Genomic DNA, 24,948 nt, shown 5'->3' on the forward strand with positions numbered 1-24,948 from the left:
TGCATACCAACAACCCTATGTGCAACTGAGTGGTTGCACATCGTGGGCCGCTCACGCCTCCGCCGCCGGCTCCTCCGTCGCTTCCTCGGATTCGGCGAACCCCGGCAGCCACTCCTGCAACTCATCGCGGAGCCGTACCGTCGCCCCCAGCTGGCACAGCACCCCGATGGTGCTCAGCGTCACCCGGTGTATGAGGAGGTACGCGGGGGGCAGGTTGAGCTGTTTGCCCAGCTGGTAGGCGGGGGAGCGAGGGTCGGCGATGCGGGCCGCCTGGCTGCGCATCCAGGAGCGGGTGAAGGTGAACTCGTCCGCCCGGGCCGGCTCGATGATCGGCAGGAGGTAGTCCAGGACCGCGTCCGGATCGAGGTCTATGGACTCCTTGACGAAGCCCTCGGTGCGCAGCAGCTCGTAGACCCCCTCGGCGCTGCCCTCCAGGGTCATGCGCAGGGAGTCGCCGATCGGCGTCGGCAGCCCCCCTGGTAGGCGGTCGACGGTGCCGAAGTCCAGAACGCCCAGGCGCCAGCTGTCCTCGCCGTCGGGCAACAGACGGAAGTTGCCCGGATGCGGGTCGGCGTGCAGCAGGCCCGTGCGGGCCGGGCCGGAGAACAGGAAGCGGGCCAGGAGCTGGCCGGCGCGGTCCCGCTGCTCCGTGCTGCCGTCCGAGATCACCTCCGAGAGCGGGATGCCGTCGATCCACTCCGTGATCAGCACCTGATCGCACTGGTGCACCACCGCCGGGACCACGACGTCGGGGTCGTCCGCGAACTCCTCCGCGTGGGCCTGCTGGGCCTGCGCCTCCAGGCCGTAGTCCAGCTCCTCGGAGACGCGGTCCCGCAGCTCCGCGATCAGCGGCTTGATGTCCATGCCGGGGATGAGTGGGCCCAGTAGACGGGCGAAACGGCTCAACTGGTTCAGATCGGACAGGAGGGCTTCGCCCGCCCCCGGGTACTGCACCTTGACCGCCACTTCGCGGCCGTCGTGCCACAGCCCCCGGTGCACCTGTCCGATCGAGGCGGCCGCCGCCGGCTTGTCCTCGAACTCCAGGAACAGCTCACGCCACTGTGGCCCCAGCCGCTCCTCCAGCACCGAATGCACCGTGCGGGTCGGCATCGGCGGAGCCGCGTCCTGCAGCTTCGTCAGGGCGGCCCGGTAGGGGCCGGCGATCTCCTCGGGCAGGGCCGACTCGAAGACGGACAGTGCCTGCCCGAACTTCATGGCCCCTCCCTTGAGCTCGCCGAGGACCTTGAACAACTGCTCGGCCGTCCGCTGTTGCAGCTCCCGGCCGACGATCTCCGCGGACTCGCCCACGATTCGCTTGCCGAGGCCCCAGGTCGCCCGCCCGGCGAAGCCGAGCGGGAGCGCGGCGAGCTTGGCGGTCCGGGTGACCGCCTTCCGGGGAAGATCAGACATGCGCCCTCCAAGTCCCAGTCGGCCGCGTCGCGTCTGTCGTGCTTCGTCGATTCGTCGACGGCCGTTGCACCGCCATTGTCTCGTGCGGCTCCTCGTCCGTGGAGGAGTGTTCCCCCTTACCTCTGTCCGCGGCCCCGCACGGGCATGCCGGATGCGGCCAGATCGGCCGGGCGTGCCAGTTCAGACCGGGTGCGGAGACCTCCCAGCGTGCCCCCGCGCTCGACGGTGATCCACCGCCCAGGAAGGCCAGGGCGTGCGCGGCCGCGAGGCCGGCGACCGTCGTCGCCAGGGTCAGGTCGCATGGCGGCACGGGCCGGGTCTTCCCGGAGCGCCACTGCGCGACCAGGCGGGGCCAGGCCGGGTCCCGGTCTGTACGGCCCTCGTGCAGGCATCCGGCGCAGCCCGTCTCACCGGGCAGGACGAGGGGGCCCACGATGCCGGTTCCCTCCACGACACCCGCATGGAGATGAGGCGTCCCGGAAGCCATCAGGGGCTCGGCCGTGGCCGGGTCGGGGGCGTACACGGTCACGTCGTCCCGCGGAGCGAGGATCACCAGGGAGAAGCCGGGCTCACCACTCTCCGACTGCGACCGCCGGATACGACGCGACAGCCGCCCCGGGGCCGCTTTGCGCACCGCCTGCCGCACGGCCTCGGCCCGCCGTTCGCCTACGGACTCGACCGGCAACCCGCCCGGCCCCACGTCCCACGGCTCGACGCACCCGACGTCACGCACGTCCACCTCGCCGACGCCCGCCCCCGACAGCAGGGAGGCCAGGAGGGCGCCGACCCGGCCGGCGCCCCTGATCTGCACGCGCTGCGAGCGGCGGGCCGCCAGCCGGGCGATCGCCTCTCCCGGCTCGGACGCGGTCAGCGACAGCGACGCCAGGTCCGGCCGCAGCCGGTCGAGGACGTCCGGCTTGGCGCGCAGCGCGTCGGCGCCCGGCCCGCCCCCCTGCGCGTCGTCGAGGAGACCCGCCCCCGTCAGTTTTCGTACGAGCCCGTCGACATGGCCGTCGGGCAGGTCCATGTGGCGTGCCTCCTCGCGCAGAAGAGGCAGCCCGCGAGTGCCGTTCAGCAGTTCCAGGAAACTGCCGGTCGCCGTGTCCATCGGACCGAGTGTCATCGCGTGCGCCGGAGTCATCCCGAACTGCACGGTATTGAGGTCACGCCAGCCGCGCCGGAGCGCGGGTTTCACCATCGGATGCATCACAGGCCCCCGTAGTCCTGGAAAAGTCCCGAACGTCTTCCCGGGCGGCGGAGCCGGTCACGCTCCGCCGACGAGTGCCAGCATGCCCGGTTCGGCGGGCGAGTGTCCGAAGTTGTCCACAAGCGGCGCGGTTCGTCATATAAATCACCCGCCCGCAGCGGTCGTACGAATCAAACGCATGGCGGGGGATCGGCCGGGAACCCTTCCGGACCCGGGACTTCCCGCATGCGCAACGGGTAACGTCGGGGCGTGTCCGCCGACCCACTGCACCGCGCCGGAAAGCCACAGCGCAGCACGACGAGCCAGCCGCCGAGCGGCTCGGGGGCGAGCGCGATCGAGGTCCGCAGGAGCGCCCGGCGACGCCGGACGGTCTCCGCGTACCGCGAGGGCGATCGCACCGTGGTGCTGATCCCTGCCCGGATGTCCGAGGCGGAGGAGCAGCGCTGGGTGACCGTCATGCTCGACAAACTGGCGGCCCAGGAGAGCAAGCGGGTACTGGACGACGCCGAACTGTCCGAGCGCGCACAGCGGCTGTCGGCCCAGTACCTCGGCGGCCGGGCCCGGCCCGCCACCGTGCGCTGGGTCACCAACCAGAACACGCGCTGGGGCTCGTGCACTCCCGCCGAGGGCAGCATCCGGCTCTCGCACCGGCTTCAGGGCATGCCCGAGTACGTCGTCGACTACGTCCTCCTCCATGAACTCGCACACCTGCTCGTACCCGGCCATGGCCCGCGTTTCTGGCAGCTGCTGGAGGCCTACCCGCGCACCGAACGGGCCCGCGGTTACCTCGAAGGAGTGGTCGCCGCCGAGCGGTTGCCCCATGTGCCCGGTACGCGGTGAGCTGACCGGTTGGTGTGTCGCGACCCCCGACGGACGCCGACCACGGTTGTGTACCGGGTCTGTACCGACTTCGTCCGGTCTCAAGGTTTGCCGTTAGCCTGGCGCGACGCACTCACATTCGGGATGGGGGACGGTCGTAACGCATGGCCAGGGAATTCCAACGGGGCCACAAGGCCAGGATCAGTGACCTCACGGCGGGCACCGATCTGTACGTAGGCGTGCAGATCTCCGCCCCCGGGCTGACCTTCGACATCAGCTGCTTCGGTCTCGACGCCGACGAACGTCTCTCCGACGACCGGTACTTCATCTTCTTCAACCAGCCGAAGTCCCCCGAGGAGGCCGTCCAGCTCCTGGGCGCGCAGGCGGGTGACACGGAATCCTTCCGGATCACGCTGGACCGTGTCCCGCCGCAGATCCAGAAGCTGTCGTTCACGGCGACCGTCGACGGCGCCGGTCAGATGTCGCAGGTCGGCCCCGGACACCTGCGCATCGTGGCGGGCGGCGAGGAAGTGGCCCGGTACTCGTTCAACGGCTCGGAGTTCTCCACCGAACGGGCCGTGATGCTGGGTGACTTCTACCTGAAGGACGTGTGGCGGTTCGCTGCCGTCGGACAGGGCTTCGACGGCGGCCTCGACGCGCTGCTGAAGAACTTCGGTGGTGAGGTGCTCGAGGAGGAGGCGCCCGCCGCCCCGCAGCAGCCGCAGGCCGGAGCCGCGCCCGGCTTCGCCCCGCCCGCCCAGGCCACCGCGCCGCCCGCGTTCGGCGTCCCGGCCGCACCCGCGCCCGCCCCCGCTCCGGTGCCCGCGCCGCAGCCCGCTCCGGCACCCGCCCCCCAGGGCTTCACGCCGCCGCACGCGGCCACCCAGCCCCCGGCTCCGGCACCCGCGCCCAACCTGCACGCCGCGCCGACCGTCATCGCCCCCCTGACCCCGCCCACCGGCCCGGTCGCGCCGCCGGCCCCGGCCCCTCAGTACGGCCAGCCCGCCGCCCCGAGCGCGCCCCTGCCCCCCGGCTACGGCCAGCCGCAGGCCCCGCACGCCCCGCAGGCCCCGCACGCTCCGGCCCCGCCGCCGGGCTACGGCCAGCCCACGCAGCCCCCCGGCTACGGCCAGCAGCCGCCGTTCGGCCAGGTCCCGGGCCAGCAGACCGCGCCGTACGGCGTGCCCCAGGGCGCCCCACAGGGTGCCGGTGTCAGCGCCGCGCTCCAGCAGTTCAAGGAGACGCCCACCGGGCAGCGCTGGACGCAGCAGAACAAGAAGCTCATCCGCGTCGACCTCGGCATCGGCGGCCAGCCCGTGCTCGCCCGCCAGGGCAGCATGGTGCTCTACCAGGGCAAGGTCGACTTCAGCTACAAGGGAGCGGGCTTCGCCGGCCGGCTCGTCGGCAACGCGACCGGCCAGGAGATGCAGCTGATGCGCTGTACCGGCCAGGGCCAGGTGTTCTTCGCAGAGAACTCCACGCACCTGCACCCGGTCGAGCTCCAGGGCGACGCCATCTGCGTCTCCGCCGAGAACGTGCTCGCCTTCGACGAGAGCCTCCAGTACGAGGTCCGCCGCATCGAGGGCCACGGCATCCCCGGCGGCGCCCTGTTCACCATGCAGTTCCAGGGCACCGGCACGATCGTCGTCAAGACCCACGGCGCACCGGTCGTCCTGCCGGTCACGCCCACCACGTTCGCCGACTGCAACGCGGTGGTCGCCTGGTCCGCCGCCTCCCAGGTGATCGTCTCCAGCCAGGTGCGCATGCGCCGCAACGCCTACCCCGGCGACACCGGGGAGAGCGTGAACCTGCAGTTCCGGGGCGCGCCCGGCAACTTCATCGTCGTCCAGCCGTACGAGGTCTGAGGGAGCCCGTCATGAACCAGCCGCTCGCGGGCTACGCCCCCGCACCCGTCACCGCCCGCATGGAGAACCACGGCAGCCACATGCTGAAGGTCGCCATGCAGACCGGAAACGACCTCCTCGCGCGCGTGGGCTCGATGGTCGCCTACGAGGGCTTCATCCAGTACGAGCCCAACCCGCCCGCCGTGCGCCAGATCGCACGTGACTGGATGACCGGCGAGGGCGCCCCCCTGATGAAGTGCACCGGCGACGGCCTGCTCTACCTCGCCGACTACGGGGCGAACGTCGTCGTGATCAACCTCAACGGCGACGGCATCTCCGTCAACGCGACCAACCTGCTCGCCTTCGACGCGCATCTCACCTGGGGCGTCGAGCGGGTCAAGGGCCTGGCGAAGTTCGCCGGGCAGGGCCTGTGGAACACCAAGATCTCCGGGCAGGGCTGGGTCGCCCTCACCTCCCGGGGCAAGCCGATCGTCGTCGACTGCGGCGGCGGCGAGGACGAGACGTACGTCGACCCGGATGCGCTCGTCGCCTGGTCCCCGAACCTCAAGGTCAAGGGCAAGCGCAGCTTCAAGGCGCAGTCGCTGATCGGCAGGGGCAGCGGCGAGGCCTACCAGATGGCCTTCTCCGGCCAGGGCATCGTCGTCGTCCAGCCCAGCGAGGACAGCACCGACCGCCTCCGGATCCGGGGCTGAGGGGGAGCACACACCATGCAGAGCCCGCTTTTCGCCCACAACGACCTGCAGACGCAGGAGCGCTGGAGCCTGCAGAACAAGCAGATGCTCCGCGTCACCCTGGAGGGGCACGACGACATCCTGGCCCGCAAAGGCACCATGGTCGCTTATCAGGGCCTGGTCGAGTTCGACGCCGAGTACCGCAGCAACAACCAGGCACGCGCGCGTGCGTACACCGGCGAGGGCCTGGACCTGATGCGCTGCCACGGGCAGGGCACCGTCTACCTGGCCAACCTGGCCCAGCACGTCCACGTCATGGAGGTCGAGCAGGACGGGCTGACGGTCGACAGCAGCTACGTCCTCGCCATGGACTCCTCGCTGCACCACGAGGTCATCGCCGTCGACAGCCTGTACGGCATCTCCGGCTCCGGGAAGTACCAGCTCAACATCACCGGGCGCGGCAAGGTCGCCCTGATGACCTCGGGCTCCCCGCTGCTGATGCAGGTGACGCCCGACAAGTACGTCAACTGCGACGCCGACGCGATCGTCGCCTGGTCCACCGGCCTGCGCGTGCAGATGCAGGCCCAGACGCACTCCTCCGGGGTGTGGCGGCGCCGGGGCAACACCGGCGAGGGCTGGGAACTCAGCTTCATGGGCAGCGGCTTCGCGCTGGTTCAGCCGAGTGAACTGCTGCCGCCGCAGAACGCCCAGATCGGACAGGGCCTCGCCGCCCAGTTCGGGATGGGACAGCAGGGGGCGCATGGACAGAACCAGGGGAACGTCTGGAGCTGAGCATGCGTAAGGGGTGACCGCCATGGCGGTCACCCCTTACGGCTTGACTCTTACGCCGTCAGAGCCTGGCGCGCGTGGCCTGGAGCAGCCGTACGACCGAGTCGTCCGCCACGTCCGCCACCTCGTCGTACGCGAACCAGCGCAGGTCCAGGGACTCCTCGCTGATCTGCTGGACCGCTCCGGGCGGCGCCAGGACCGCGTACTGCACGTCGAAGTGCCATTGGCACGGCGGCGGGATCGGGTGCCGGTCGAGGCGCACCGGGCCACCGGGCAGCAGGGTCAGGCCGGTGATGCCCGACTCCTCCGCGGCCTCCCGGAGAGCCGCCGCCTCCAACGTGGCGTCACCCGGCTCGCAGTGGCCGCCCATCTGGAGCCACATGCGCAACTTCCGGTGAAGGGTCAGCAGGACGCGGCCCCCCTCGGGGTCGATCACCAGCGCGCTCGCCGTGATGTGACCGTCCCCGCAGGCCTTCCACACACCGTCCGGATGGGCCGCCAAGTGGTCGAGGTACGCCTGGCGCAGCTCTCCCTGGCCCTCGTGACCCTTGATCACGAGGACCGCGTCGTCGTACAGGCTCACTCGGTGTCGTCGCCCTTGCCCTTGTCCTCGTCCTTCTCGCCGAGGTCAGGCTTCCTCAGGTCCGGCTTCCCGGCCGAGCCGCCCGCAGCCTCGCCGAGCATCTTGTCCAGCTCGGAGAAGTCCAGCTGCTCGCGGTGGACGAAGCCGTCCGGGTCGTCCAGGTCGGTGGCCGTGGGCAGCATGTCCGGGTGGGCCCACAGAGCGTCCCGGCCGTCCACGCCGCGCGCGTCGGTGAGCGAGGCCCACAGGCGGGAGGCGTCACGCAGGCGACGCGGACGCAGCTCCAGGCCGATCAGCGTGGCGAACGTCTGCTCGGCCGGGCCACCGGTGGCGCGGCGGCGGCGCAGCGTCTCGCGCAGCGCGTCGGCGGACGACAGACGGGGCTTCGCGGCCGCGTGGACCACCGCGTCGACCCAGCCCTCGACGAGCGCCAGCGCGGTCTCCAGGCGGGCCAGAGCCGCCTTCTGCTCGGGCGTGTCCTCCGGCTGGAACATGCCCTGCTGGAGGGCGTCCTGCAACTGCTCGGGGTTCTGCGGGTCGAACTGGCCGACCACGTCCTCCAGCTTGGCGGTGTCGACCTTGATCCCGCGCGCGTAGCCGTCGACCGCGCCGAACAGGTGCGAGCGCAGCCACGGGACGTGCGCGAACAGGCGCTGGTGGGCGGCCTCGCGCAGGGCGAGATAGAGCCGCACCTCCTCCTTCGGCACGCCGAGGTCCTTGCCGAACGCCTCGACGTTCGCCGGCAGCAGGGCGGCCTTGCCGGCCGGGCCCAGCGGCAGACCGATGTCGGTGGAACCGACGACCTCGCCCGCGAGTACGCCGACGGCCTGCCCGATCTGTGTGCCGAACATGGCGCCGCCCATCGAGCGCATCATGCCGATCAGCGGGCCCGCCATGGCCTGCATCTCCTCCGGCAGGACGTCGCCCATGGCCGCGCCGACCCGCTCGGCGACCGGGTCGACGAGCTCCTGCCAGGCCGGCAGGGTCGCTTCGACCCACTCCGCGCGCGACCAGGCCACCGCGGTGCCGGCACCGGACGGCAGGGACGTCGCGTCGTCCAGCCAGAGATCGGCCAGACGGACGGACTCCTGCGCGGACTGGCGTTCGGCGGGGCCGATGCTCGTGTCCTTGACGCCGTCCGGGGTGCCCTGGGAGACCGTCTGGCGGGCGATCTGCTTCGCCATGTCCCAGTTCACCGGGCCGCCCTCGTAGGAGAGCATCTGGCCCAGCTGCTGGAAGGCGGCGCCCAGGTCGGTGGGGTTCAGCGAACCGAACATGGCTGCGAGCGGATTATCGGCGCCGGGGCCGCCGAAGCCGCCGGCTCCGGGCACGCCGAAACCGAACGGGTTGGCCGGTCCCTGCCCACCACCGCTCTGCTGGTCCTTCTTCTTGCCCTCGTCGCCGTCTTCCGGCTCCTCCGGCGGAAGGCCGAATCCGAATGGGGTGTCACTCACGGGATTCCTCGGCTGGTAAGGCCACCGGTTCTTCCGGCGGCGCGGCTGCCCGACAACACCACCCAGCGTAGACACCCCGACCCGATAGGGCCTCGATGCTTCGCCGACTCTCGGCCTGCGGCAGGATGGATGCCACCTGGTACGTACGCGTCACTCACGCTCGTACTGAAGACAACCGCTGGAGACGCCTGGTGAGTTCCCCAGATCCGCAGGTTCGCGCAGCGCGAAACCACTCAACCGGTCCTGCCACGCGCGGGCCCGTCGTCGCCGTCACCGGCGCCGCGACCGGGGTCGGGGCGCTGCTCACCGAGCGGCTCGCCGCGTCGGACGAGGTCAAGCAGGTCGTCGCCATCGACGAGCGGCGCGGGGAGTGCGCGGCGGCGCAGTGGCACATCCTCGACGTGCGGGACCCGGCGATCGCGGACAAGCTGCGGGGCGCCGATGTCGTCGTCCACCTCGCGCTCGACCTGGATCTGGAGACCGATCCGGCGGCGCGTACGGCTTACAACGTCCGGGGGACGCAGACCGTGCTGACCGCGGCCGCGGCGGCCGGGGTGCACCGTGCGGTGCTGTGCACCTCCGCGATGGTCTACGGGGCGCTGCCGGACAACGAGCTGCCGCTGTCGGAGGACGCGGAGCTGCGGGCGACGGCCGAGGCGACCGGGGTCGGGGACCTGCTGGAGATCGAGCGGCTGGCGCGGCGCGCTCCGCGGGCGCATCCCGGGCTGAACGTCACCGTCGTGCGGCCGGCGGTGCTGGTCGGGGGCACGGACACCGCGCTGACCCGGTACTTCGAGTCGCCTCGGCTGCTGGTGGTGGCCGGGTCGCGGCCGGCGTGGCAGTTCTGTCACGTCGAGGATCTGTGCGGGGCGCTGGAGTACGCCGTTCTGGAGAAGGTCGACGGGGAGCTGGCCGTCGGGTGCGACGGGTGGCTGGAGCAGGAGGAGGTCGAGGAGCTCAGCGGGATCCGGCGGATGGAGCTGCCGTCGGCGGTTGCGCTGGGGGCGGCGGCGCGGTTGCACCGGATCGGGCTGACTCCGTCGCCGGCGGGGGATCTCGCGTACACGATGTACCCGTGGGTGGTGAGCGGGAGCCGGTTGCACGACGCCGGATGGCGGCCGAAGTGGACCAACGAGGAGGTCCTCGAGGAGCTCCTGGAGGAGGTTTCCGGGCGGCACACCGTTGCCGGGCGACGGCTGGGGCGGAAGGACGCGACGGCGGCCGGGGCCGCGGGGGCGACGGTGGCTCTGCTGGGCGCCGCCGCCGTGGTGCGGCGGGCCCGGAAGGCGCGGCGCCGCATCTGAGGAAGGGGGTTTCTCGCCCTCCGCCGCCCCTACCTTCCCCGACCCCAGGGGTTCCGCCCCTGCACGCCACCGGGGGCTGCGCGTCCCGGACCCATGGCGGGGCTGTGGCCCTGCACGCCGCCGGGGGCCGTGCCTCCTGGACCCCTGGCGGGGCTGTGGCCCCTGGGCACCTCGTGGGGGCTATGCCCCTGGACTCCTGCGGGATTGCGCCCCTGCACCCCGCCAGGGGCAGTGGCTCCGCTGCATGACCCCTGCGGGGCTGTGCCCCGGGCCCGCGGGGCTCCGCCCTGCACCCCACCGGGGGCTGCGTGCGCCAGCCCCCTTCGGGCCGGGTGGCCTCGGTGTGGCCGCTGTGCCTGGCGGAAACGGGGGTCCGGGGGACGGGGCTGTGGGAGGCTCCGACGTGGGCGGGCTTGTGCGGGGGACCTCGCTATTTCGTGTTGCTCGTGGGGTGCGGCACGATGGTCGTATGGAAGCCAATAGTGGGCACCCCGGAGAGCGTGCCGGTCAGGATCCCATCAGGTTGATCGGTGTCCGGGAGAGCGCGCTCTCGGTGGACGAGGTGTTCCGGGCCGTCGGAGACGATGCCGCCGGGGGGATCGCGCTGTTCGTGGGGACGGTGCGGAATCACGACGGGGGTGCCGACGTCGACGCGCTGGGGTATTCGTGTCACCCGAGTGCCGAGGCGGAGATGCGGCGGATCGCTGAGAAGGTCGTAGCGGACTATCCGGTGCGGGCGCTGGCGGCCGTGCACCGTGTGGGTGACCTCCGGGTCGGCGATCTCGCCGTCGTCGTCGGGGTGGCGTGTCCGCACCGGGCGGAGGCCTTCGAGGCCTGCCGGAAGCTGATCGACGACCTCAAGCACGAGGTGCCGATCTGGAAGCACCAGAAGTTCTCGGACGGCACCGAGGAGTGGGTCGGCGCCTGCTGAGCCACCTGCCGTATCCCGGTTGCGTAACCGGACCCCTCCCGCGAGCGTTGTCAGAGCGGAAGGTTAATCTGCTGATCAGTCAGTCCGGATGCTCACATGGGGTTGGGAGGTCGTCATGGCGGCGCTCGCCTGGTTGCTGATTCCGCTGGTGGCTGCCATCGGTGCCGGTTTGTGGGGCAGTTGGGCCAACCGGACACGGAGGGCACGGAGCGACGGTCCAGAGCTGGACGGATACGCCCGTTTCCGTGAGGCCATGGAGAGGTCCCACTCCCGTACTTGACGGGGACGGTACAAACGCGGCCCTGACGGTGCGCCGACAGGGGCGTCCCGTACTGTCGAGACATGCCACGCCGCACCGCGACGATGCTCGCCTCCACCCTGATGCTGATCGCGCTCCTGTGCGCGGGAGTCTTCATCCCCGTGCCGTACTCGGAGATGTCTCCGGGGCCGACCGTGAACACCCTGGGCGACCACGAGGGCGAGCCGGTGCTCCAGATCTCCGGGCACAAGACGTACGCGGCCTCGGGGCACCTCAACATGACCACCGTCAGGGTCACCAGCGCCGACTACCGGATGAACCTGGCGGAGGCCGTCTACGGATGGCTCGCCCACGACGGCAAGGTCGTGCCGCACGACACGCTCTACCCGGACGGCAAGACTGAGGAGCAGTCCACCCAGGAGAACGCCGAGGAGTTCACCCAGTCGCAGGAGAGCGCCAAGGTCGCCGCCCTGAAGGAACTGGGCGTCCCGGTGAAGTCCTGGGTGATCGTCTCCACGGTGGTCAAGGACTCCCCGGCCGAGGGCAGACTGCACGCCGGTGACGTGATCAAGGCCGTGGACGGCACGGTGGTCAAGGAGCCGGCCGACGTCGCCAAGCTGGTGACCAAGCACAAGCCGGGCCAGGACGTCGTATTCAAGGTCGTCCCGGCCAAGGAGCAGGCCGCCGCCGAGAAGGAGCACCGGGCGGCGACCACGACCAAGGACGTCAAGATCACCACGGCGACCTCCCACGACAGCGGAGCCAAGCGCGCCATCGTCGGCATCTCCGCCGGGACCGACCACACCTTCCCGTTCACCATCGACATCAAGCTCGCCGACGTCGGCGGCCCCAGCGCCGGCCTGATGTTCTCCCTCGGCATCTACGACAAGCTCACCCCGGGCGACCTGACCGGCGGCAAGTTCGTCGCCGGTACCGGCACCATCGACGACGACGGCAAGGTCGGACCGATCGGCGGCATCGAGATGAAGACCGTCGGCGCGCGCGACAAGGGCGCCCAGTACTTCCTGACGCCCGCCGACAACTGCGCCGCCGCCGCCAAGGACACCCCGAGCGGACTCCAGCTGGTCAAGGTGCACACCATCAAGGACGCCCTCGGGGCCCTCAAGGACATCCGCGGCGGCCACACCGCCGACCTGCCGAAGTGCACCACCAAGGGCTGACCCCGACAGCCGGGAATTCAGTCAGCTCACTCCTCGAACGTCGCCCTCAGCGCCTGCGTCAGCCCCGGCACCAGTTCGGGGCCGGTGAGGACCTCCGTCGGGGAGTCCTTCTCGCGCAGCCGCAGCGCCGACTCGCGGGTGCCGTCGCGCAGCACCGCCACCGTCATGCGGACCTCCTGGCGCTCGGGGTGGGCGGCCACCCACTGCGCCAGCTTCGTCTCGTTCAGGCCCTCGGGGACCTGGGCCTCGGCGGACGGCGGCAGCATCAGGCGCTCCACGGTCAGCGCGCAGCCGACCACCGCGTCGGGCCAGGCGATGGTGCCGAGGAACTCGTCGAGCGGCCGGTCCGTTGGAACCTCGTCCTGCTCGATCGGGGTGAGACCGGTGGTCTCCGGCTCGTCCTGGAGGCCGAGCTGCGCCGCGAGCGAGGGTTCCTGGGCCCGCAGCCGCGCGGTGTCTACGAGGGCGAAAAGGCGAGCGGGCTGGTCCCAGCCGAGGCCGGAGGCGTACTCGTCGATCTCGAGTACGGCCCGGGTGAGCGGGCTCGCTGCCATGGGAGTGTTGGACATGGTCACAATCCTGCCTCGTTCCCGGCCGGAATCGGGAACCGAGTAAACCGTGAGTAAGTTGCATAGGTGTGGGACCGCGATCACGGGGGACCACGGACGGCCCGAGAACACGAGGGCCTGACGGATCGACAGCGAACTTCGAGGGGCGCACCTTGGCTTTCCAGATGCCGGACCGCGGCGGAGGCCCGACGGGGCCGCGGATCAGAGTGGGCCGCCCGTCCCGGCGAGCCCGGACCCTGCTCATGACCTTGGGGGTCCTCGCCGCGCTCGGCATGGCGTTCACCATGTTCGCCGGCTTCTGGACGGACTGGCTCTGGTACCGCTCGGTGCACTACTCGTCCGTGTTCACCACCACCCTGTGGACGAAGACCGGCCTGTTCTTCGTCTTCGGGCTGCTGATGGCCATAGCGGTCGGCTTCAACATCTGGCTCGCCCACCGGCTGCGGCCCCCGCTGAGCGCCATGTCCATGGAGCAGCAGAACCTGGACCGCTACCGCATGGGCATCGCGCCCTACAAGAAGTGGCTGCTGTTCGCCATCACCGCCCTGGTGGGCCTGATCGCGGGCGCCTCCGCGGCCGGCCAGTGGCGGACGTGGCTGATGTGGGTCAACGGCGTGCCCTTCCACCAGAAGGACCCCCAGTTCCACCTGGACGTCTCGTTCTACGCCTTCGACCTGCCCTGGTACCGGTTCCTGGTGGGCTTCGGCTTCGCCGCCGCGATCCTGTCCCTGATCGCCGCCGCGCTCACCCACTACCTGTACGGCGGGCTGCGCGTCACCAGCCCGGGCGCGCGCGCCACGGCAGCGGCGACCGGGCACCTGTCGGTGCTCCTCGGTGTCTTCGTCGCCCTGAAGGCGGTCGCCTACTGGCTCGACCGGTACGGGCTGGCGGTCAAGTCCAGCGACTTCAAGGCCAGCGACCACTGGACCGGCCTGAGGTACGTCGACGCCAACGCCTACCTGCCCGCCAAGACGATCCTGTTCTTCATCGCCGTCATCTGCGCCCTGCTGTTCTTCGCCACCCTGTGGCGGCGCACCTGGCAGCTGCCCGTGATCGGCTTCGGCCTGATGGTTCTCTCGGCGATCCTCATCGGCGGCCTGTACCCGGCGATCGTCCAGAAGTTCCAGGTCCAGCCGAACGAGCAGGCCAAGGAAGCCCCGTACGTCGAGAAGAACATCAAGGCCACGCGTGAGGCGTACGGCATCGACGACGCGCAGGTCTCGGAGTACGAGGGCAAGAGCACCACCAAGGACAGGACCAGCCTGCGCGACGACGTCGGCAAGGCGGCGAGCATCCGGATCCTCGACCCGAACATCGTCTCGCCCACGTTCCAGCAGCTCCAGCAGATGCGGAACTACTACGGCTTCCCGACCAACCTCGACGTCGACCGGTACACCAAGGACGGCAAGGACCAGGACACCGTCATCGGTCTGCGCGAGCTGAACCTCGACGGCATCCCGAAGAAGAACTGGATCAACAACCACTTCCGCTACACCCACGGCTACGGCGTGGTCGCCGCCAAGGGCACCGAGGCGGACTCCGAGGGGCAGCCGGTCTTCACCGAGTACGACCTGCCGTCCAAGGGTGACCTCCCGACGTACCAGCAGCGCGTCTACTACGGCGAGAAGACCACCACGTACTCCATCGTCGGCGGCCCCCAGAAGGAGGTCGACTACTCCGACGACCAGGGCGAGAAGACCACCAGCTACCAGGCGAAGAGCGGGGTCAGCCTCTCCAGCCCGATCAACCGCGCCGCCTATGCCGTGACCTTCAACGAGCCGCAGATGCTCTACTCGGGCGCGATCGGCAAGGGTTCGCGGATCCTCTACAACCGCACGCCCAAGGAGCGCGTGGAGGCGGTCGCCCCCTGGCTGACCATCGACGGTGACGCCTACCCGGCGGTCGTGGACGGCCGTATCCAGTGGATCGTCGACACGTACACGACGACGAACGGATATCCCTACGCCTCCCGTACGACCCTCGGCGACACGACCGCCGACTCGCTGACCGCCACCAACAACAACCGTGCGGTGGTGGCCCAGCAGAACCAGGTCAACTACATCCGCAACTCGGTGAAGGCGACCGTCGACGCTTACACCGGCGAGGTCAAGCTCTACCAGTGGGACACCGCGGACCCGGTCCTGAAGACCTGGATGAAGGCGTTCCCGGGCACGGTGAAGCCCAGAAGCGCCATCTCCGACTCCCTGATGGCCCATCTGCGGTACCCGCAGGACCTGTTCAAGGTCCAGCGCGAGCTGCTCACCCGCTACCACGTGACCGACGCGCAGACCTTCCTGACCGGCAGCGAGGTGTGGCAGGTGCCGGACGACCCGACCAACAAGTCGGGCAACGCGGTGCCGCCGTACTACCTGAGCATGATGATGCCCGGCCAGGCCTCGCAGGCCTTCTCGCTGTCGACGACGTTCACGCCCAACGGCCGGGACAACCTGAGCGCGTTCATGTCGGTCGACGCCGAGGCGGGCACCAGCGACTACGGCAAGATCAGAGTGCTGAAACTGCCGACGAGTACGGCGGTCGAAGGACCGAAACAGGTCCAGAGCAAGTTCAACTCCGAACAGGACATCGCCGCGGCCATCAAGCTGCTCAAGGGCGGCGACTCCGACATCGAGTACGGCAATCTGCTGACCGTGCCGCTCGACGGAGGCCTGCTGTACGCGGAGCCGGTCTATGTGCGCGGTGGCGGCCTCAAGTACCCGCTGCTGAAAAAGGTGTTGGTGACCTACGGGGGCAAGACCGCCTTCGAGAACACCCTTGACGACGCCCTCAACGTGGTCTTCGGAGCCAAGCCGTCGACCACACCGTCCGACACGGACACCGGCACCGGCAACGCCAACCCGCCCACGTCCGGCAACCCGACGGTCCAGCAGGCCCTGAAGGACGCCCAGAAGGCGTTCGACGAGGGCCAGGAAGCCCTGAAGAAGAACGACTGGACGGCGTACGGCCAGGCGCAGAAGGACCTCGAGGAAGCGCTGAAGCGGGCCGAGAAGGCGCAGTCCCAGCCCGACAAGACCAGCGGCGGCTGACCGGGCTGATCAAGAGGTACCCCGAGCCGTGATACGGTTGGCACACAACGGCGCGGGGTGGAGCAGCTCGGTAGCTCGCTGGGCTCATAACCCAGAGGTCGCAGGTTCAAATCCTGTCCCCGCTACTGAAATCGAAGGCCCGGATCCATAACTGGATCCGGGCCTTCGTGGTGTGCGAGGGGGCGGCGAACGCATTTTCCGGTGTGCGGAGCCGCCGCGCCGCCGTGGGGAGTTCGTCGATCTGTGTTTGACTTGTCTCTCTGTGGGCATGTCGACAAAACGCTGAAGTGACCTCACGGGCTGCGGTATACCGGGTGTACCCCGGTTGTAGGTGGTGCGACGATGGACGTTATGGGGGACAAGGCATCTCTGTTGGAAACAGGGCCTTTTGTGCATCCTGCTGACTTTGCGCAGGATGCCGACGTTGTGATGCCCGCCGACCTCGTGCCGTCCGCCGACCGCGACGAGGCCGGTGAGGCCGCGGAGGAGGCGCGTCAGCGGCTCGCCGCGGAGGCCGGTGACGCCGAGGCGATGAGCGTCCTCGGAGCCATGCTGCTGCGCCGCGGCGACCTCGACGGCGCCGAATCCCATCTGCGTGCCGCCACGGCGGCCGGCGACCGGGCCGCCGCCAACAACCTGGGCGTCCTCCTGCACCAGCGCGGGTACGCCGACGAGGCCGCCGGATGGTGGCGGATCGCCGCCGTCGCCGGCTCCGCGGCGGCCGCGCACGCGCTGGGCCGGCACCACCGCGAGCGCGGGGACGAGCCCGCCGCCGAGTACTGGCTGCGCCAGTCCGCCGAGCAGGGGCACGCGCTGGGCGCGTACGCGCTCGCCGACCTGCTGGAGCACCGCGGGGACGAGCCCGCCGCCGAGCTGTGGATGCGGGCCGCCGCCGAGCGCGGCCACCGGGAGGCCGCGTACCGGCTGGCGCGCGCACTCGACCGCAGAGCCGCGAACGAGGAGGAAACCGGCGCCGACAACGCTGTCGAGGAGAGCGAGCAGTGGTACCGCCAGGCCGCCGCGCGCGGGCACCGGCGGGCCGCGCTGCACCTCGGCGCGATCCTGGAGAAGCGGGGCGAACTGAAGGAGGCCGGACGCTGGTACCTGACCTCCGCCAAGGACGGTGAGGCGCGCGCCGCCTGCGCGCTCGGCTTCCTGCTGCGCGACGCCGGGGACACCGAGAGCGCGGCCGTCTGGTGGCTCAGGGCCGCGCAGGACGGCGACGGCAACGCGGCCAACGCGCTCGGCGCGCTGCACGCCGAACGCGGCGAGACGCAGACCGCCGAGCGGTGGTACCGGGCGGCGACGGACGCCGGTGACGACAACGGCGCCTACAACCTCGCCCTGCTCTGCGCCGAGCAGGGCCGGACCGCGCAGGCCGAGCAGTGGTACCGGCGGGCCGCGTACGCCGGACACCGGGAGGCGGCGAATGCGCTCGCGATCCTGCTGTTGCAGGGCGGCGACACGACGGGCGCGGAGCCGTGGTTCTCCAAGGCGGCCGAGGCAGGGAGCGTGGACGCCGCGTTCAACCTGGGGATCCTGTACGCCGGGCGGGGCGAGGACGTCGTCGCGCTGGGCTGGTACGAGCGTGCGGCCGCCGCCGGGCACACGGAGGCGGCGCTCCAGGTGGGCATCGCGCGGCTGCGGGAGGGCGACGAGCAGGAGGCCGAGCGGCATCTGCGGTGCGCGGCGGGCGGCGGCAGCGCGGAGGCCGCGTACCGGCTGGCGACCGTGCTCGACGCGCGGCGGCCGGCCGAGCCGGCGCACGAGCTCGGTGAGGTCGTGCACGAGAAGACCGAGTGCGAGGAGTGGTACGAGCGGGCGGCGTGCCAGGGACACCGGCGGGCGCAGGTGCGGGTCGGGATGCTGGCGGCGGCCCGGGGGGACGTGGTCGAGGCGGCGCGGTGGTACCGGGCGGCGGCGGAGGCCGGATCGCGGAACGGGGCGTTCAACCTTGGGCTGCTGCTCGCTCGGGAGGGCAGTGAGCCCGAGGCGGCGGTGTGGTGGGAGCGGGCCGCGGACGCCGGGCACGGGCGGGCGGCGCTTCGGCTGGCCCTGGTCTACGCGCGTCGGGGGGAGCTGGCTGTCGGGCAGCGGTGGGCCGACCGGGCGGTGACGCTCGGGCCGGCGGAGGTCGCTGCGCGGGCGGCGCGGTTGCGGGACGCGCTGCGGGAGGAGTTGTCCGCGTAGCGCTGCGCTGTGGCTCCGCCGGGTGGGCGGGCGGGGCTGCGGCTGGCGCCGGGTGTCTCGCCCCCGCCGCCCCTACCCATTCCCATCCCCAGGGGCTCCGCCCCTGCGACCCCACCGGGGGCTCGGCCCCTTCGACCCCACCGGGGGCTGCGCCCCCTGGCTCCCGCGGGGCTGCGCCCCCTGCCCCCCTGTGGGGCTGCGCCCCTGCACCCTGCCGGAGCTGAGCCTTCTGGGTCCCTGCGGGGCTGCGCCCTCCGCCCCCCGACCGCCGTGCAGGCTGGGTGATCCAAAGCGATTTGCTTCCCGGCGCATCCTTCACGTAATGTCTAGTTCATCGACGCGGGGTGGAGCAGCTCGGTAGCTCGCTGGGCTCATAACCCAGAGGTCGCAGGTTCAAATCCTGTCCCCGCTACTGAAGGCCGAGGGCCGGAATCCAGGAATGGATTCCGGCCCTCGGTGTTTTGGAGGCAGCTCGAAGCCCCGGCGTTCCTCGGGGGACGCCGGGGCTTTCGGGGTGTGGATCAGGCTGCCGCGCAGTTCGGGCAGACGCCGCGGTAGGTCACCTCGACGTCCGAGATCGTGAAGCCGAAGCGCTCCGAGTCGGGGAGGTCGGACAGCGGGTTGCCGATCGGGTGGACGTCCCGTATCGCGCCGCACCGGGCGCAGACCAGGTGCTGATGCGGCTGGTGCGCGTTCGGGTCGTACCGCTTGGCCCGCTGGTCGGTGGAGACCTCGATCACTTCACCGAGGGAGACCAGCTCGCCGAGCGTGTTGTAGACGGTCGCCCGGGAGATCTCGGGCAGCTTGGCGACAGCCCGGGCGTGGACCTCGTCGGCCGTCAGATGGACGTGTTCGCCGTCGAGGACCTCGGCCACGACGCGTCGCTGCGCGGTCATCCGCCATCCGCGTCCGCGCAGTCGTTCCAGAAGGTCGCTCATGCGAACCAGCTTAACAGCAAGAGGACCAGTTTCCGAACAGGTGTGAGTTTGGAGCCCTGCTTGATTTGGATTCTGTCTAATGTAGGATCGGGGCTGAAATTGATCGAGTCGTAGGGATGGGTAGAAGTGACGCAGGGACCGCTCACGACGGCCACCGGTGCACCGGTGGCCGACAACCAGAACAGCGAGACCGCGGGCGCCGGCGGCCCGGTGCTCGTCCAGGACCAGCTCCTCCTGGAGAAGCTGGCCCACTTCAACCGCGAGCGCATTCCGGAGCGCGTGGTGCACGCCCGGGGCGCGGGCGCCTACGGCACCTTCACGGTGACCGCCGACGTCACCCCGTACACGCGCGCCGGTTTCCTCTCCGAGGTCGGCAAGCAGACCGAGGTCTTCCTGCGCTTCTCGACCGTGGCCGGCAACCTGGGCGCCGCGGACGCCGTCCGTGACCCGCGCGGCTTCGCGCTGAAGTTCTACACCGAGGAGGGCAACTACGACCTCGTCGGCAACAACACCCCGGTGTTCTTCATCAAGGACGCCATCAAGTTCCCGGACTTCATCCACACGCAGAAGCGCGACCCGTACACGGGCTCGCAGGAGGCGGACAACGTCTGGGACTTCTGGGGTCTGTCCCCCGAGTCGACCCACCAGGTGACCTGGCTGTTCGGCGACCGCGGCATCCCGGCGTCCTACCGCCACATGGACGGCTTCGGTTCGCACACCTTCCAGTGGAGCAACGAGGCCGGCGAGGTCTTCTGGGTCAAGTACCACTTCAAGACCGACCAGGGGATCAAGAACCTGACCGCCGAGGAGGCCGCCAGGCTTGCCGGTGAGGACCCCGATTCCCACCAGCGCGACCTGCGCGAGGCCATCGAGCGCGGTGAGTACCCGACCTGGACGGTCGGCGTGCAGATCATGCCCGCCGCCGAGGCCCGGACCTACCGCTTCAACCCCTTCGACCTGACCAAGGTGTGGCCGCACGCGGACTACCCGGTCGTCGAGATCGGCAAGCTGGAGCTCAACCGCAACCCCGAGAACGTCTTCGCCGAGGTCGAGCAGTCGATCTTCTCCCCGGCGCACTTCGTGCCCGGCATCGGCCCGTCCCCGGACAAGATGCTCCAGGGCCGCCTCTTCGCCTACGGCGACGCGCACCGCTACCGCGTCGGCATCAATGCCGGCCACCTGCCGGTGAACCGCCCGCACGCCACCGAGGCGCGCACCAACTCCCGTGACGGCCACCTGTACGACGGCCGCCACAAGGGCGCCAAGAACTACGAGCCGAACAGCTTCGGCGGCCCCTTCCAGACGGACCGCCCGCTCTGGCAGCCGGTCCCGGTCTCCGGCGCCACCGGCGACCACGCGGCCCCGGTGCACGCCGAGGACGACGACTTCGTCCAGGCGGGCAACCTCTACCGGCTGATGTCGGAGGGCGAGAAGGAGCGCCTGATCGGCAACCTCGCCGGCGCCGTCGCGCAGGTCTCGCGGGAGGACATCGCCGAGCGTGCGATAGACAACTTCCGCCGGGCCGACGGGGACTTCGGCAAGCGGCTGGAGATCGCGGTCCAGGCCCTGCGCGGCTGACGCGCACCGGTGACGGGCCGGGTCCCTCGCGGGGGCCCGGCCCGTCGCGCGTTCAGGCCGGTACGACGTGCGGCCGGGCGGGTGCCGGTGCCCAGCAGCGGATGATGTCGCGGACCGAGACGATCCCGGCGGGCTCGCCGCGGTCGAGGACGACGAGGTGGCGGAAGCCGCCGTGGGCCATGGCGCGGGCGGCCTCCTCCAGGGTCCAGGTCGGGGCGGCGAACACGACGTTGTTGGTGGTGTGGGCGTGGATGCGTTCCGTGTCCGGGTTCTGGCCGAGGCCCACGGAGTTGAGGATGTCCCGCTCGGTCAGGATCCCGATGCCGCCGGCGTCCGGGTCGAGGACGATGGCGGCGCCGACCCGGCGGGCGGACATCAGGGCGGCGGCTTGGCGGAGGGTGTGGGCGGGGCCGACGGTGAGGACCACCGTGCTCATGGCGTCTCGGACGAGCATGGGATGGAGGCACCTCCTACGAATCCGATGAACCCGTGAAGGACAAGTTCATCGATTCACAAGTTCACAAATGAGGGTGCTCTCAGCGTCCCAGGTAAAGGGCGGGTCAACAAGAGGGCGTGCGTAGCCAGTTGAGGGCGTGCGTGATCGTCCCGCGATGCTCAGTAGCGCTGATTGAGATACCCCAGCAACTCGTCGTGCAGCAGGCCGTTCGACGCGGCCGCGTTGCCGCTGTGCGGGCCCGGGCGGCCGTCGAGGCCGGTGAAGGTGCCGCCGGCCTCGGTGACGATGATCGCGTTGGCGGCCATGTCCCACAGGGACAGCTCCGGCTCGCCGCAGAGGTCGACCGAGCCCTCGGCGACCATCATGTAGGGCCAGAAGTCGCCGTACGCGCGCGTGCGCCACACCTCGCGGGTGAGGTCGAGGAAGCCGTTCAGACGGCCCTGCTCCTCCCAGCCGCTGAGCGAGGAGTACGCGAAGGAGGCGTCGGCGAGCTTCGACACACGGGAGACGTGCAGGCGGGTGGCGGAGGACAGGCTGCGGCCGGTGAAGGCGCCGTGGCCCTTCGCGGCCCACCAGCGTCGGCCGAGGGCGGGGGCGGAGACCAGGCCGACGACGGGCTGGTAGCCGCCCTCGCCCGCCTCCGTCAGGGAGATGAGGGTGGCCCAGACGGGGACGCCGCGGACGTAGTTCTTGGTGCCGTCGATCGGGTCGATCACCCAGCGGCGGGGGCCGGTGCCCTCGATGCCGTACTCCTCGCCAAGGATGGCGTCCCTGGGGCGGGCGCGCTGGAGCTGGCCGCGGATGAGCTCCTCGGCGGCCCTGTCCGCCTCGCTCACCGGGGTCATGTCCGGCTTGGTCTCCACCTTGAGGTCGAGGGCCTTGAAGCGAGCCGTCGTCGCCGCGTCGGCCGCGTCCGCGAGGACGTGGGCGAGACGGAGGTCGTCGAGGTAGTCGGGCATGCAGGAACCGTATCCGGGTGACTCGGGGTGGGGCTACCGGGGGCGGGGGGTACGAGAGGTACGGGGGTGTACCGGGCCGGGGTGCGGAGATGACCGGAGGGCACGCGCATGGCGGTTCAAAGGCGCCCCCCGGTGCCTTCGTGAACCCTTGACAGTGCCTGTGTGCGCGTCAAATCTGGGCGCAGAGCCGCTCGCCCGAGGGAGGCGATGATGCCTGCAGCGCGGGAATCCCTACTGGACGCCGCCTCCACGGCGCTTGCGCGCCGGCCGTGGTCCGCTGTGCGGATGGTGGACGTGGCCGCGGCGGCCGGAGTGTCCCGGCAGACGCTGTACAACGAGTTCGGCAGCAAGGAAGGGCTGGCCAGAGCGCTGGTACGGAGAGAGGCCGACGGGTACGTCGCCGGGGTGGAGCGGGCGCTCGCCGCGCACGCCGACCCGCGCGACCGGCTCACCGCCACCGCCGAGTGGATGACGTCGGCCGCCCGGGACAACGCGCTGGTACGGGCCATGCTCACGGGCTGCTGGAGCGAACGCCTGCCCACGCCGACGCTGCCCGCCGTGCCGTCCTCCTCCGCCGTACCGGCACAGCGCCGGGCGGACGGCCCGCTGCCCTCGCCCGGCGACTTCGTGCAGATCGTGCGCGACCGGGCGGTCGCGGTGCTGGCCGGCCCCGGGGCGGCCCCGGCGGACATCGCCGAGCTCGTCCGGTCCTGCGAACTGGCCGTACGGCTGGCCCTGTCCTGCGTCGCGGCTCCGCCGGGGGAGGGCGGGGTCGCGGAGCTGGTGCGGGCCGTCCTTCCCCGGCAGTTGGTGTGAGGCTCGGCCGGGGCTACTTCTCGAGCCGGCCGACCTTCGTGTAGTCGACGCTCGCGAGGCCCTCCGCGCCGTGGTTGGCGAGGTCCTTGCGCACGGCGATGATCTCGGGGCGCTGGTAGAGCTCGATCGAGTGGCCCAGCTTCCATATCTCGGCGTCGGCCTGGTTGTAGAGCTTGATCGCCTCGGCGCGGTCGGTGCTCTCCCCGGCCTGCTTCAGCAGCGCGTCGACTCGCCGTCCTCGGGCTGCTGCCCGGCAACGCGTCGGTACGCGAGTCGGTACGGCTCGACGGCACCGAACTCCTCGGCGCCCCCGAGCGGGAGCTGACCCGGATCCGGGGCCGCCGTGTCTCGATGGTCTTCCAGGACCCGCTGTCCGCGTTCACGCCCGTGTACCGGATCGGCGACCAGATCGCCGAGGCCGTCCGTGCCCGCCAGGACGTCTCCCGCGAGCACGCCACGGCCCGGGCCGTGGAACTGCTCGACCTAGTCGGCATCCCCGAACCCGCCCTGCGGGCCCGGGCGTTCCCGCACGAGTTCTCCGGCGGCCGGCGCCGGCGCGTCGGCATCGCCCGTGCCCTGTCCGTCGAGCCGGAACTGCTCGTCCTGGACGAGCCGGTCTCCGCCCTCGACGTCTCGGTCCAGGCCGGGGTGCTGGAACTGCTCCAGCGGTTGAAGGAGGAACTGGGGCCGGCCTACCTCTTCGTCTCCCACGACCTGTCCGTCGTACGGAACATCGCGGACCGCGTCAGCGTGGTCCACCTCGGCCGCACGGTCGAGGCCGGCCCGGTCGACGAGGTGTTCGCCCGCCCCGGCACCCCTACACCCAGGCCCTGCTGTCCGCCGTACCCCTGCCCGACCCGGAGCGGGAACGGCAGCGGACGCGGATCCTGCTCGCCGGCGACCCGCCGAGCCCCACCCGCCGCCACGACGGCTGTCGCTTCCGGACCCGCTGCCCGCTGTACGGGAAGCTCGCGGAGGAGGAGCGGAAGCGGTGTGCCCATGACGTGCCCGTGCTGGACGCGGACGGAGACGGCGACGGGGCGGCCTGCCACTTCCCGCGGGTACGGGAGGTCGTCTACGCGGCTTCGTCCCGCAGCTTCTCGGCCCGTTGCCGGGGGTCGTAGTCCGGGCCGACGCCCTCGATCAGCAGCAGGTCGCCCACGATGTGGTCGGTCCGCAGGCGGAGGATCGCCTGGTAGGCGGGGGAGACGTACCAGGCGCGCGCCTCGGCCAGCCCGGGGAACTCGATCAGCACCATGCTGCCCTTCCAGTCGCCCTCCACCACCTCGGCCGGCGGGCCGTGGATGACGAAACGCCCGTGGAAGGGGTCGAGGGTGTCCTGGATGCGCTCCAAGTACTCCAGGACATCCGGGTGATGACGACGATCGCGCAGATGCGCGAAGCCATAGGCGGCCACGGCACGCTCCTTCGCTCGTTCGTAGACGCCCCCTGCGGGACGACGTACAGGAACGTAGCGGCGGGCACCCGCGCCCCGCGATTACCTCCGAGGTAAGGCCGGGTGACCGGGACTAGTGCGCCGAGCCCGACAGTTGCAGGCCGATCACGCCGACGATGACCAGGCTGATGGAGACGAGCTTCAGGGTGGAGACCAGGTCGCCGAGGAAGACCATGCCGTAGATCGCGGTGCCCGCCGCGCCGATGCCGGTCCACACCGCGTAGGCCGGGCCCACGTCCAGTTTCCGCAGGCTGAGGGTGAGCAGGCCGAAGCTGCCGAGGGCGAAGCAGCAGAAGGCGATCGTGGGCCACAGCCGGGTGAAACCGTGGGAGAGCTTGAGGCACACGGCGAAGCCGGTCTCGAGCATTCCGGCCACGATGACCAGCAGCCACGCCATGTGCTGTCCTCCCGTAGGTCCGGCTCGGTGCGATTATGCACTTACCGGACCCAAGCCCTCCCAAACAACGC

Annotated in this window: 23 protein-coding genes, 2 tRNA genes and 2 pseudogenes; 15 read left to right on the top strand and 12 right to left on the bottom strand. The window is 70.8% G+C overall.

What is annotated here, in order from left to right; translation table 11 throughout:
* Nucleotides 1–51: 51 nt before the first annotated feature.
* On the bottom strand, nt 52–1,410 hold the full coding sequence (locus ACWGJM_RS24080) for an ABC1 kinase family protein (protein WP_453413748.1): 1,359 nt from the start codon (nt 1,408–1,410) through the stop codon (nt 52–54).
* Nucleotides 1,403–2,617, bottom strand: a complete 1,215-nt coding sequence (locus ACWGJM_RS24085; RefSeq protein ID WP_453413749.1) for a TOMM precursor leader peptide-binding protein — start codon at nt 2,615–2,617, stop codon at nt 1,403–1,405. Before ACWGJM_RS24085 ends, ACWGJM_RS24080 begins: the two co-directional genes overlap by 8 nt.
* Nucleotides 2,618–2,866: 249 nt before the next feature.
* Here ACWGJM_RS24085 and ACWGJM_RS24090 point away from each other — a divergent pair, with 249 nt between their 5' ends.
* The 4 genes from ACWGJM_RS24090 (at nt 2,867) to ACWGJM_RS24105 (ending at nt 6,764) form a co-directional block, all read left to right on the top strand.
* The gene (locus ACWGJM_RS24090; RefSeq protein ID WP_453413750.1) at nt 2,867–3,457 is read left to right on the top strand and encodes a M48 metallopeptidase family protein; all 591 of its coding nucleotides are present in this window, start codon (nt 2,867–2,869) and stop codon (nt 3,455–3,457) included.
* A gap of 143 nt (nt 3,458–3,600) precedes the next feature.
* Nucleotides 3,601–5,301 carry a TerD family protein gene (locus ACWGJM_RS24095; RefSeq protein WP_453413751.1) on the top strand — a complete coding sequence of 567 codons (1,701 nt, stop codon included), beginning with the start codon at nt 3,601–3,603 and terminating at the stop codon, nt 5,299–5,301.
* Between the two features lie 11 nt (nt 5,302–5,312).
* Nucleotides 5,313–5,993: an AIM24 family protein gene (locus ACWGJM_RS24100; protein ID WP_453413752.1), complete on the top strand. Its 681-nt coding sequence runs from the start codon at nt 5,313–5,315 to the stop codon at nt 5,991–5,993.
* A gap of 15 nt (nt 5,994–6,008) precedes the next feature.
* Entirely contained in the window at nt 6,009–6,764 is a 756-nt protein-coding gene (locus tag ACWGJM_RS24105) for an AIM24 family protein (RefSeq protein ID WP_453413753.1), read from the top strand.
* Nucleotides 6,765–6,822: 58 nt separating this feature from the next.
* Here the strand turns inward: ACWGJM_RS24105 and ACWGJM_RS24110 are convergent, their stop codons facing one another.
* Both ACWGJM_RS24110 and ACWGJM_RS24115 read right to left on the bottom strand, forming a co-directional pair.
* Nucleotides 6,823–7,344, bottom strand: a complete 522-nt coding sequence (locus tag ACWGJM_RS24110) for an NUDIX hydrolase (RefSeq protein WP_453413754.1) — start codon at nt 7,342–7,344, stop codon at nt 6,823–6,825.
* The gene (locus ACWGJM_RS24115) at nt 7,341–8,798 is read right to left on the bottom strand and encodes a zinc-dependent metalloprotease (RefSeq protein WP_453413755.1); all 1,458 of its coding nucleotides are present in this window, start codon (nt 8,796–8,798) and stop codon (nt 7,341–7,343) included. Before ACWGJM_RS24115 ends, ACWGJM_RS24110 begins: the two co-directional genes overlap by 4 nt.
* Before the next feature lie 191 nt (nt 8,799–8,989).
* Between ACWGJM_RS24115 and ACWGJM_RS24120 the strand changes: the two genes are divergently transcribed.
* From ACWGJM_RS24120 to ACWGJM_RS24130, 3 genes are all read left to right on the top strand, one after another.
* Nucleotides 8,990–10,102, top strand: coding sequence for an SDR family oxidoreductase (locus tag ACWGJM_RS24120; protein ID WP_453413756.1), 1,113 nt, complete (start codon nt 8,990–8,992; stop codon nt 10,100–10,102).
* 469 nt (nt 10,103–10,571) lie between these two features.
* Entirely contained in the window at nt 10,572–11,033 is a 462-nt protein-coding gene (locus ACWGJM_RS24125) for a molybdenum cofactor biosynthesis protein MoaE (protein ID WP_453413757.1), read from the top strand.
* A gap of 342 nt (nt 11,034–11,375) precedes the next feature.
* Complete coding sequence (locus ACWGJM_RS24130) at nt 11,376–12,473, top strand: YlbL family protein (RefSeq protein WP_453413758.1); 1,098 nt, start codon at nt 11,376–11,378, stop codon at nt 12,471–12,473.
* A 26-nt stretch (nt 12,474–12,499) separates the two neighbouring features.
* Here ACWGJM_RS24130 and ACWGJM_RS24135 read toward each other — a convergent pair whose 3' ends face one another.
* On the bottom strand, nt 12,500–13,042 hold the full coding sequence (locus tag ACWGJM_RS24135; protein ID WP_453413759.1) for a PPA1309 family protein: 543 nt from the start codon (nt 13,040–13,042) through the stop codon (nt 12,500–12,502).
* Between the two features lie 164 nt (nt 13,043–13,206).
* On the opposite strand from ACWGJM_RS24135, the gene ACWGJM_RS24140 reads away from it, so the two are divergent.
* The 4 genes from ACWGJM_RS24140 (at nt 13,207) to ACWGJM_RS24155 (ending at nt 18,688) form a co-directional block, all read left to right on the top strand.
* Nucleotides 13,207–16,086 (top strand): UPF0182 family membrane protein, encoded by a 2,880-nt coding sequence (locus tag ACWGJM_RS24140; protein WP_453413858.1) that lies wholly within the window; start codon nt 13,207–13,209, stop codon nt 16,084–16,086.
* A gap of 51 nt (nt 16,087–16,137) precedes the next feature.
* A tRNA-Met gene (locus ACWGJM_RS24145) sits at nt 16,138–16,211 on the top strand.
* Nucleotides 16,212–16,515: 304 nt separating this feature from the next.
* Nucleotides 16,516–18,276, top strand: coding sequence for a sel1 repeat family protein (locus ACWGJM_RS24150; RefSeq protein ID WP_453413760.1), 1,761 nt, complete (start codon nt 16,516–16,518; stop codon nt 18,274–18,276).
* Nucleotides 18,277–18,614: 338 nt separating this feature from the next.
* Nucleotides 18,615–18,688, top strand: a tRNA-Met gene (locus ACWGJM_RS24155).
* Nucleotides 18,689–18,797: 109 nt separating this feature from the next.
* Here ACWGJM_RS24155 and ACWGJM_RS24160 read toward each other — a convergent pair.
* Nucleotides 18,798–19,214 carry a Fur family transcriptional regulator gene (locus tag ACWGJM_RS24160; protein WP_453413761.1) on the bottom strand — a complete coding sequence of 139 codons (417 nt, stop codon included), beginning with the start codon at nt 19,212–19,214 and terminating at the stop codon, nt 18,798–18,800.
* Nucleotides 19,215–19,340: 126 nt separating this feature from the next.
* On the opposite strand from ACWGJM_RS24160, the gene ACWGJM_RS24165 reads away from it, so the two are divergent.
* Nucleotides 19,341–20,792 carry a catalase gene (locus ACWGJM_RS24165; protein ID WP_453413762.1) on the top strand — a complete coding sequence of 484 codons (1,452 nt, stop codon included), beginning with the start codon at nt 19,341–19,343 and terminating at the stop codon, nt 20,790–20,792.
* Between the two features lie 52 nt (nt 20,793–20,844).
* On the opposite strand, the gene ACWGJM_RS24170 is transcribed toward ACWGJM_RS24165, so the two are convergent.
* Both ACWGJM_RS24170 and hisN read right to left on the bottom strand, forming a co-directional pair.
* Entirely contained in the window at nt 20,845–21,246 is a 402-nt protein-coding gene (locus ACWGJM_RS24170; RefSeq protein ID WP_453413763.1) for a CBS domain-containing protein, read from the bottom strand.
* 161 nt (nt 21,247–21,407) lie between these two features.
* Nucleotides 21,408–22,208, bottom strand: coding sequence for a histidinol-phosphatase (hisN, locus tag ACWGJM_RS24175; RefSeq protein WP_453413764.1), 801 nt, complete (start codon nt 22,206–22,208; stop codon nt 21,408–21,410).
* 210 nt (nt 22,209–22,418) lie between these two features.
* Here hisN and ACWGJM_RS24180 point away from each other — a divergent pair, with 210 nt between their 5' ends.
* The gene (locus tag ACWGJM_RS24180) at nt 22,419–23,024 is read left to right on the top strand and encodes a TetR/AcrR family transcriptional regulator (RefSeq protein ID WP_453413859.1); all 606 of its coding nucleotides are present in this window, start codon (nt 22,419–22,421) and stop codon (nt 23,022–23,024) included.
* A 13-nt stretch (nt 23,025–23,037) separates the two neighbouring features.
* Here ACWGJM_RS24180 and ACWGJM_RS24185 read toward each other — a convergent pair.
* Nucleotides 23,038–23,256 (bottom strand): annotated as a pseudogene (locus ACWGJM_RS24185) (ABC transporter family substrate-binding protein); the annotation flags it as partial.
* An 89-nt stretch (nt 23,257–23,345) separates the two neighbouring features.
* On the opposite strand from ACWGJM_RS24185, the pseudogene ACWGJM_RS24190 reads away from it, so the two are divergent.
* Nucleotides 23,346–23,582: pseudogene (locus ACWGJM_RS24190) on the top strand (ABC transporter ATP-binding protein); the annotation flags it as partial.
* On the opposite strand, the gene ACWGJM_RS24195 reads toward ACWGJM_RS24190, so the two are convergent.
* Nucleotides 23,508–23,783, bottom strand: coding sequence for a hypothetical protein (locus ACWGJM_RS24195; RefSeq protein WP_453413765.1), 276 nt, complete (start codon nt 23,781–23,783; stop codon nt 23,508–23,510). The pseudogene ACWGJM_RS24190 and the gene ACWGJM_RS24195 sit on opposite strands and share 75 nt — an antisense overlap.
* An 89-nt stretch (nt 23,784–23,872) precedes the next feature.
* Between ACWGJM_RS24195 and ACWGJM_RS24200 the strand changes: the two genes are divergently transcribed.
* On the top strand, nt 23,873–24,148 hold the full coding sequence (locus ACWGJM_RS24200) for a hypothetical protein (protein ID WP_453413860.1): 276 nt from the start codon (nt 23,873–23,875) through the stop codon (nt 24,146–24,148).
* Here ACWGJM_RS24200 and ACWGJM_RS24205 read toward each other — a convergent pair.
* Both ACWGJM_RS24205 and ACWGJM_RS24210 read right to left on the bottom strand, forming a co-directional pair.
* Nucleotides 24,100–24,441 (bottom strand): DUF1330 domain-containing protein, encoded by a 342-nt coding sequence (locus ACWGJM_RS24205; protein ID WP_453413766.1) that lies wholly within the window; start codon nt 24,439–24,441, stop codon nt 24,100–24,102. The genes ACWGJM_RS24200 and ACWGJM_RS24205 overlap by 49 nt on opposite strands.
* A gap of 112 nt (nt 24,442–24,553) precedes the next feature.
* A complete protein-coding gene (locus tag ACWGJM_RS24210; RefSeq protein ID WP_453413767.1) occupies nt 24,554–24,877 on the bottom strand; it encodes a DMT family transporter in 324 nt (107 codons plus the stop codon).
* Between the last annotated feature and the right edge of the window lie 71 nt (nt 24,878–24,948).

This window comes from Streptomyces sp. NPDC054834, from assembly GCF_053611185.1.

Coding starts and splice junctions, on each gene's coding strand:
- ACWGJM_RS24130 (WP_453413758.1), top strand. CDS start 11,376: ATGCCACGCCGCACCGCGACGATGCTCGCCTCCACCCTGATGCTGATC.
- ACWGJM_RS24150 (WP_453413760.1), top strand. CDS start 16,516: ATGCCCGCCGACCTCGTGCCGTCCGCCGACCGCGACGAGGCCGGTGAG.
- ACWGJM_RS24160 (WP_453413761.1), bottom strand. CDS start 19,214: ATGAGCGACCTTCTGGAACGACTGCGCGGACGCGGATGGCGGATGACC.
- hisN (WP_453413764.1), bottom strand. CDS start 22,208: ATGCCCGACTACCTCGACGACCTCCGTCTCGCCCACGTCCTCGCGGAC.
- ACWGJM_RS24140 (WP_453413858.1), top strand. CDS start 13,207: ATGCCGGACCGCGGCGGAGGCCCGACGGGGCCGCGGATCAGAGTGGGC.
- ACWGJM_RS24125 (WP_453413757.1), top strand. CDS start 10,572: ATGGAAGCCAATAGTGGGCACCCCGGAGAGCGTGCCGGTCAGGATCCC.
- ACWGJM_RS24135 (WP_453413759.1), bottom strand. CDS start 13,042: ATGTCCAACACTCCCATGGCAGCGAGCCCGCTCACCCGGGCCGTACTC.
- ACWGJM_RS24080 (WP_453413748.1), bottom strand. CDS start 1,410: ATGTCTGATCTTCCCCGGAAGGCGGTCACCCGGACCGCCAAGCTCGCC.
- ACWGJM_RS24170 (WP_453413763.1), bottom strand. CDS start 21,246: ATGCTCGTCCGAGACGCCATGAGCACGGTGGTCCTCACCGTCGGCCCC.
- ACWGJM_RS24210 (WP_453413767.1), bottom strand. CDS start 24,877: ATGGCGTGGCTGCTGGTCATCGTGGCCGGAATGCTCGAGACCGGCTTC.
- ACWGJM_RS24095 (WP_453413751.1), top strand. CDS start 3,601: ATGGCCAGGGAATTCCAACGGGGCCACAAGGCCAGGATCAGTGACCTC.
- ACWGJM_RS24180 (WP_453413859.1), top strand. CDS start 22,419: ATGCCTGCAGCGCGGGAATCCCTACTGGACGCCGCCTCCACGGCGCTT.
- ACWGJM_RS24100 (WP_453413752.1), top strand. CDS start 5,313: ATGAACCAGCCGCTCGCGGGCTACGCCCCCGCACCCGTCACCGCCCGC.
- ACWGJM_RS24105 (WP_453413753.1), top strand. CDS start 6,009: ATGCAGAGCCCGCTTTTCGCCCACAACGACCTGCAGACGCAGGAGCGC.
- ACWGJM_RS24085 (WP_453413749.1), bottom strand. CDS start 2,617: ATGCATCCGATGGTGAAACCCGCGCTCCGGCGCGGCTGGCGTGACCTC.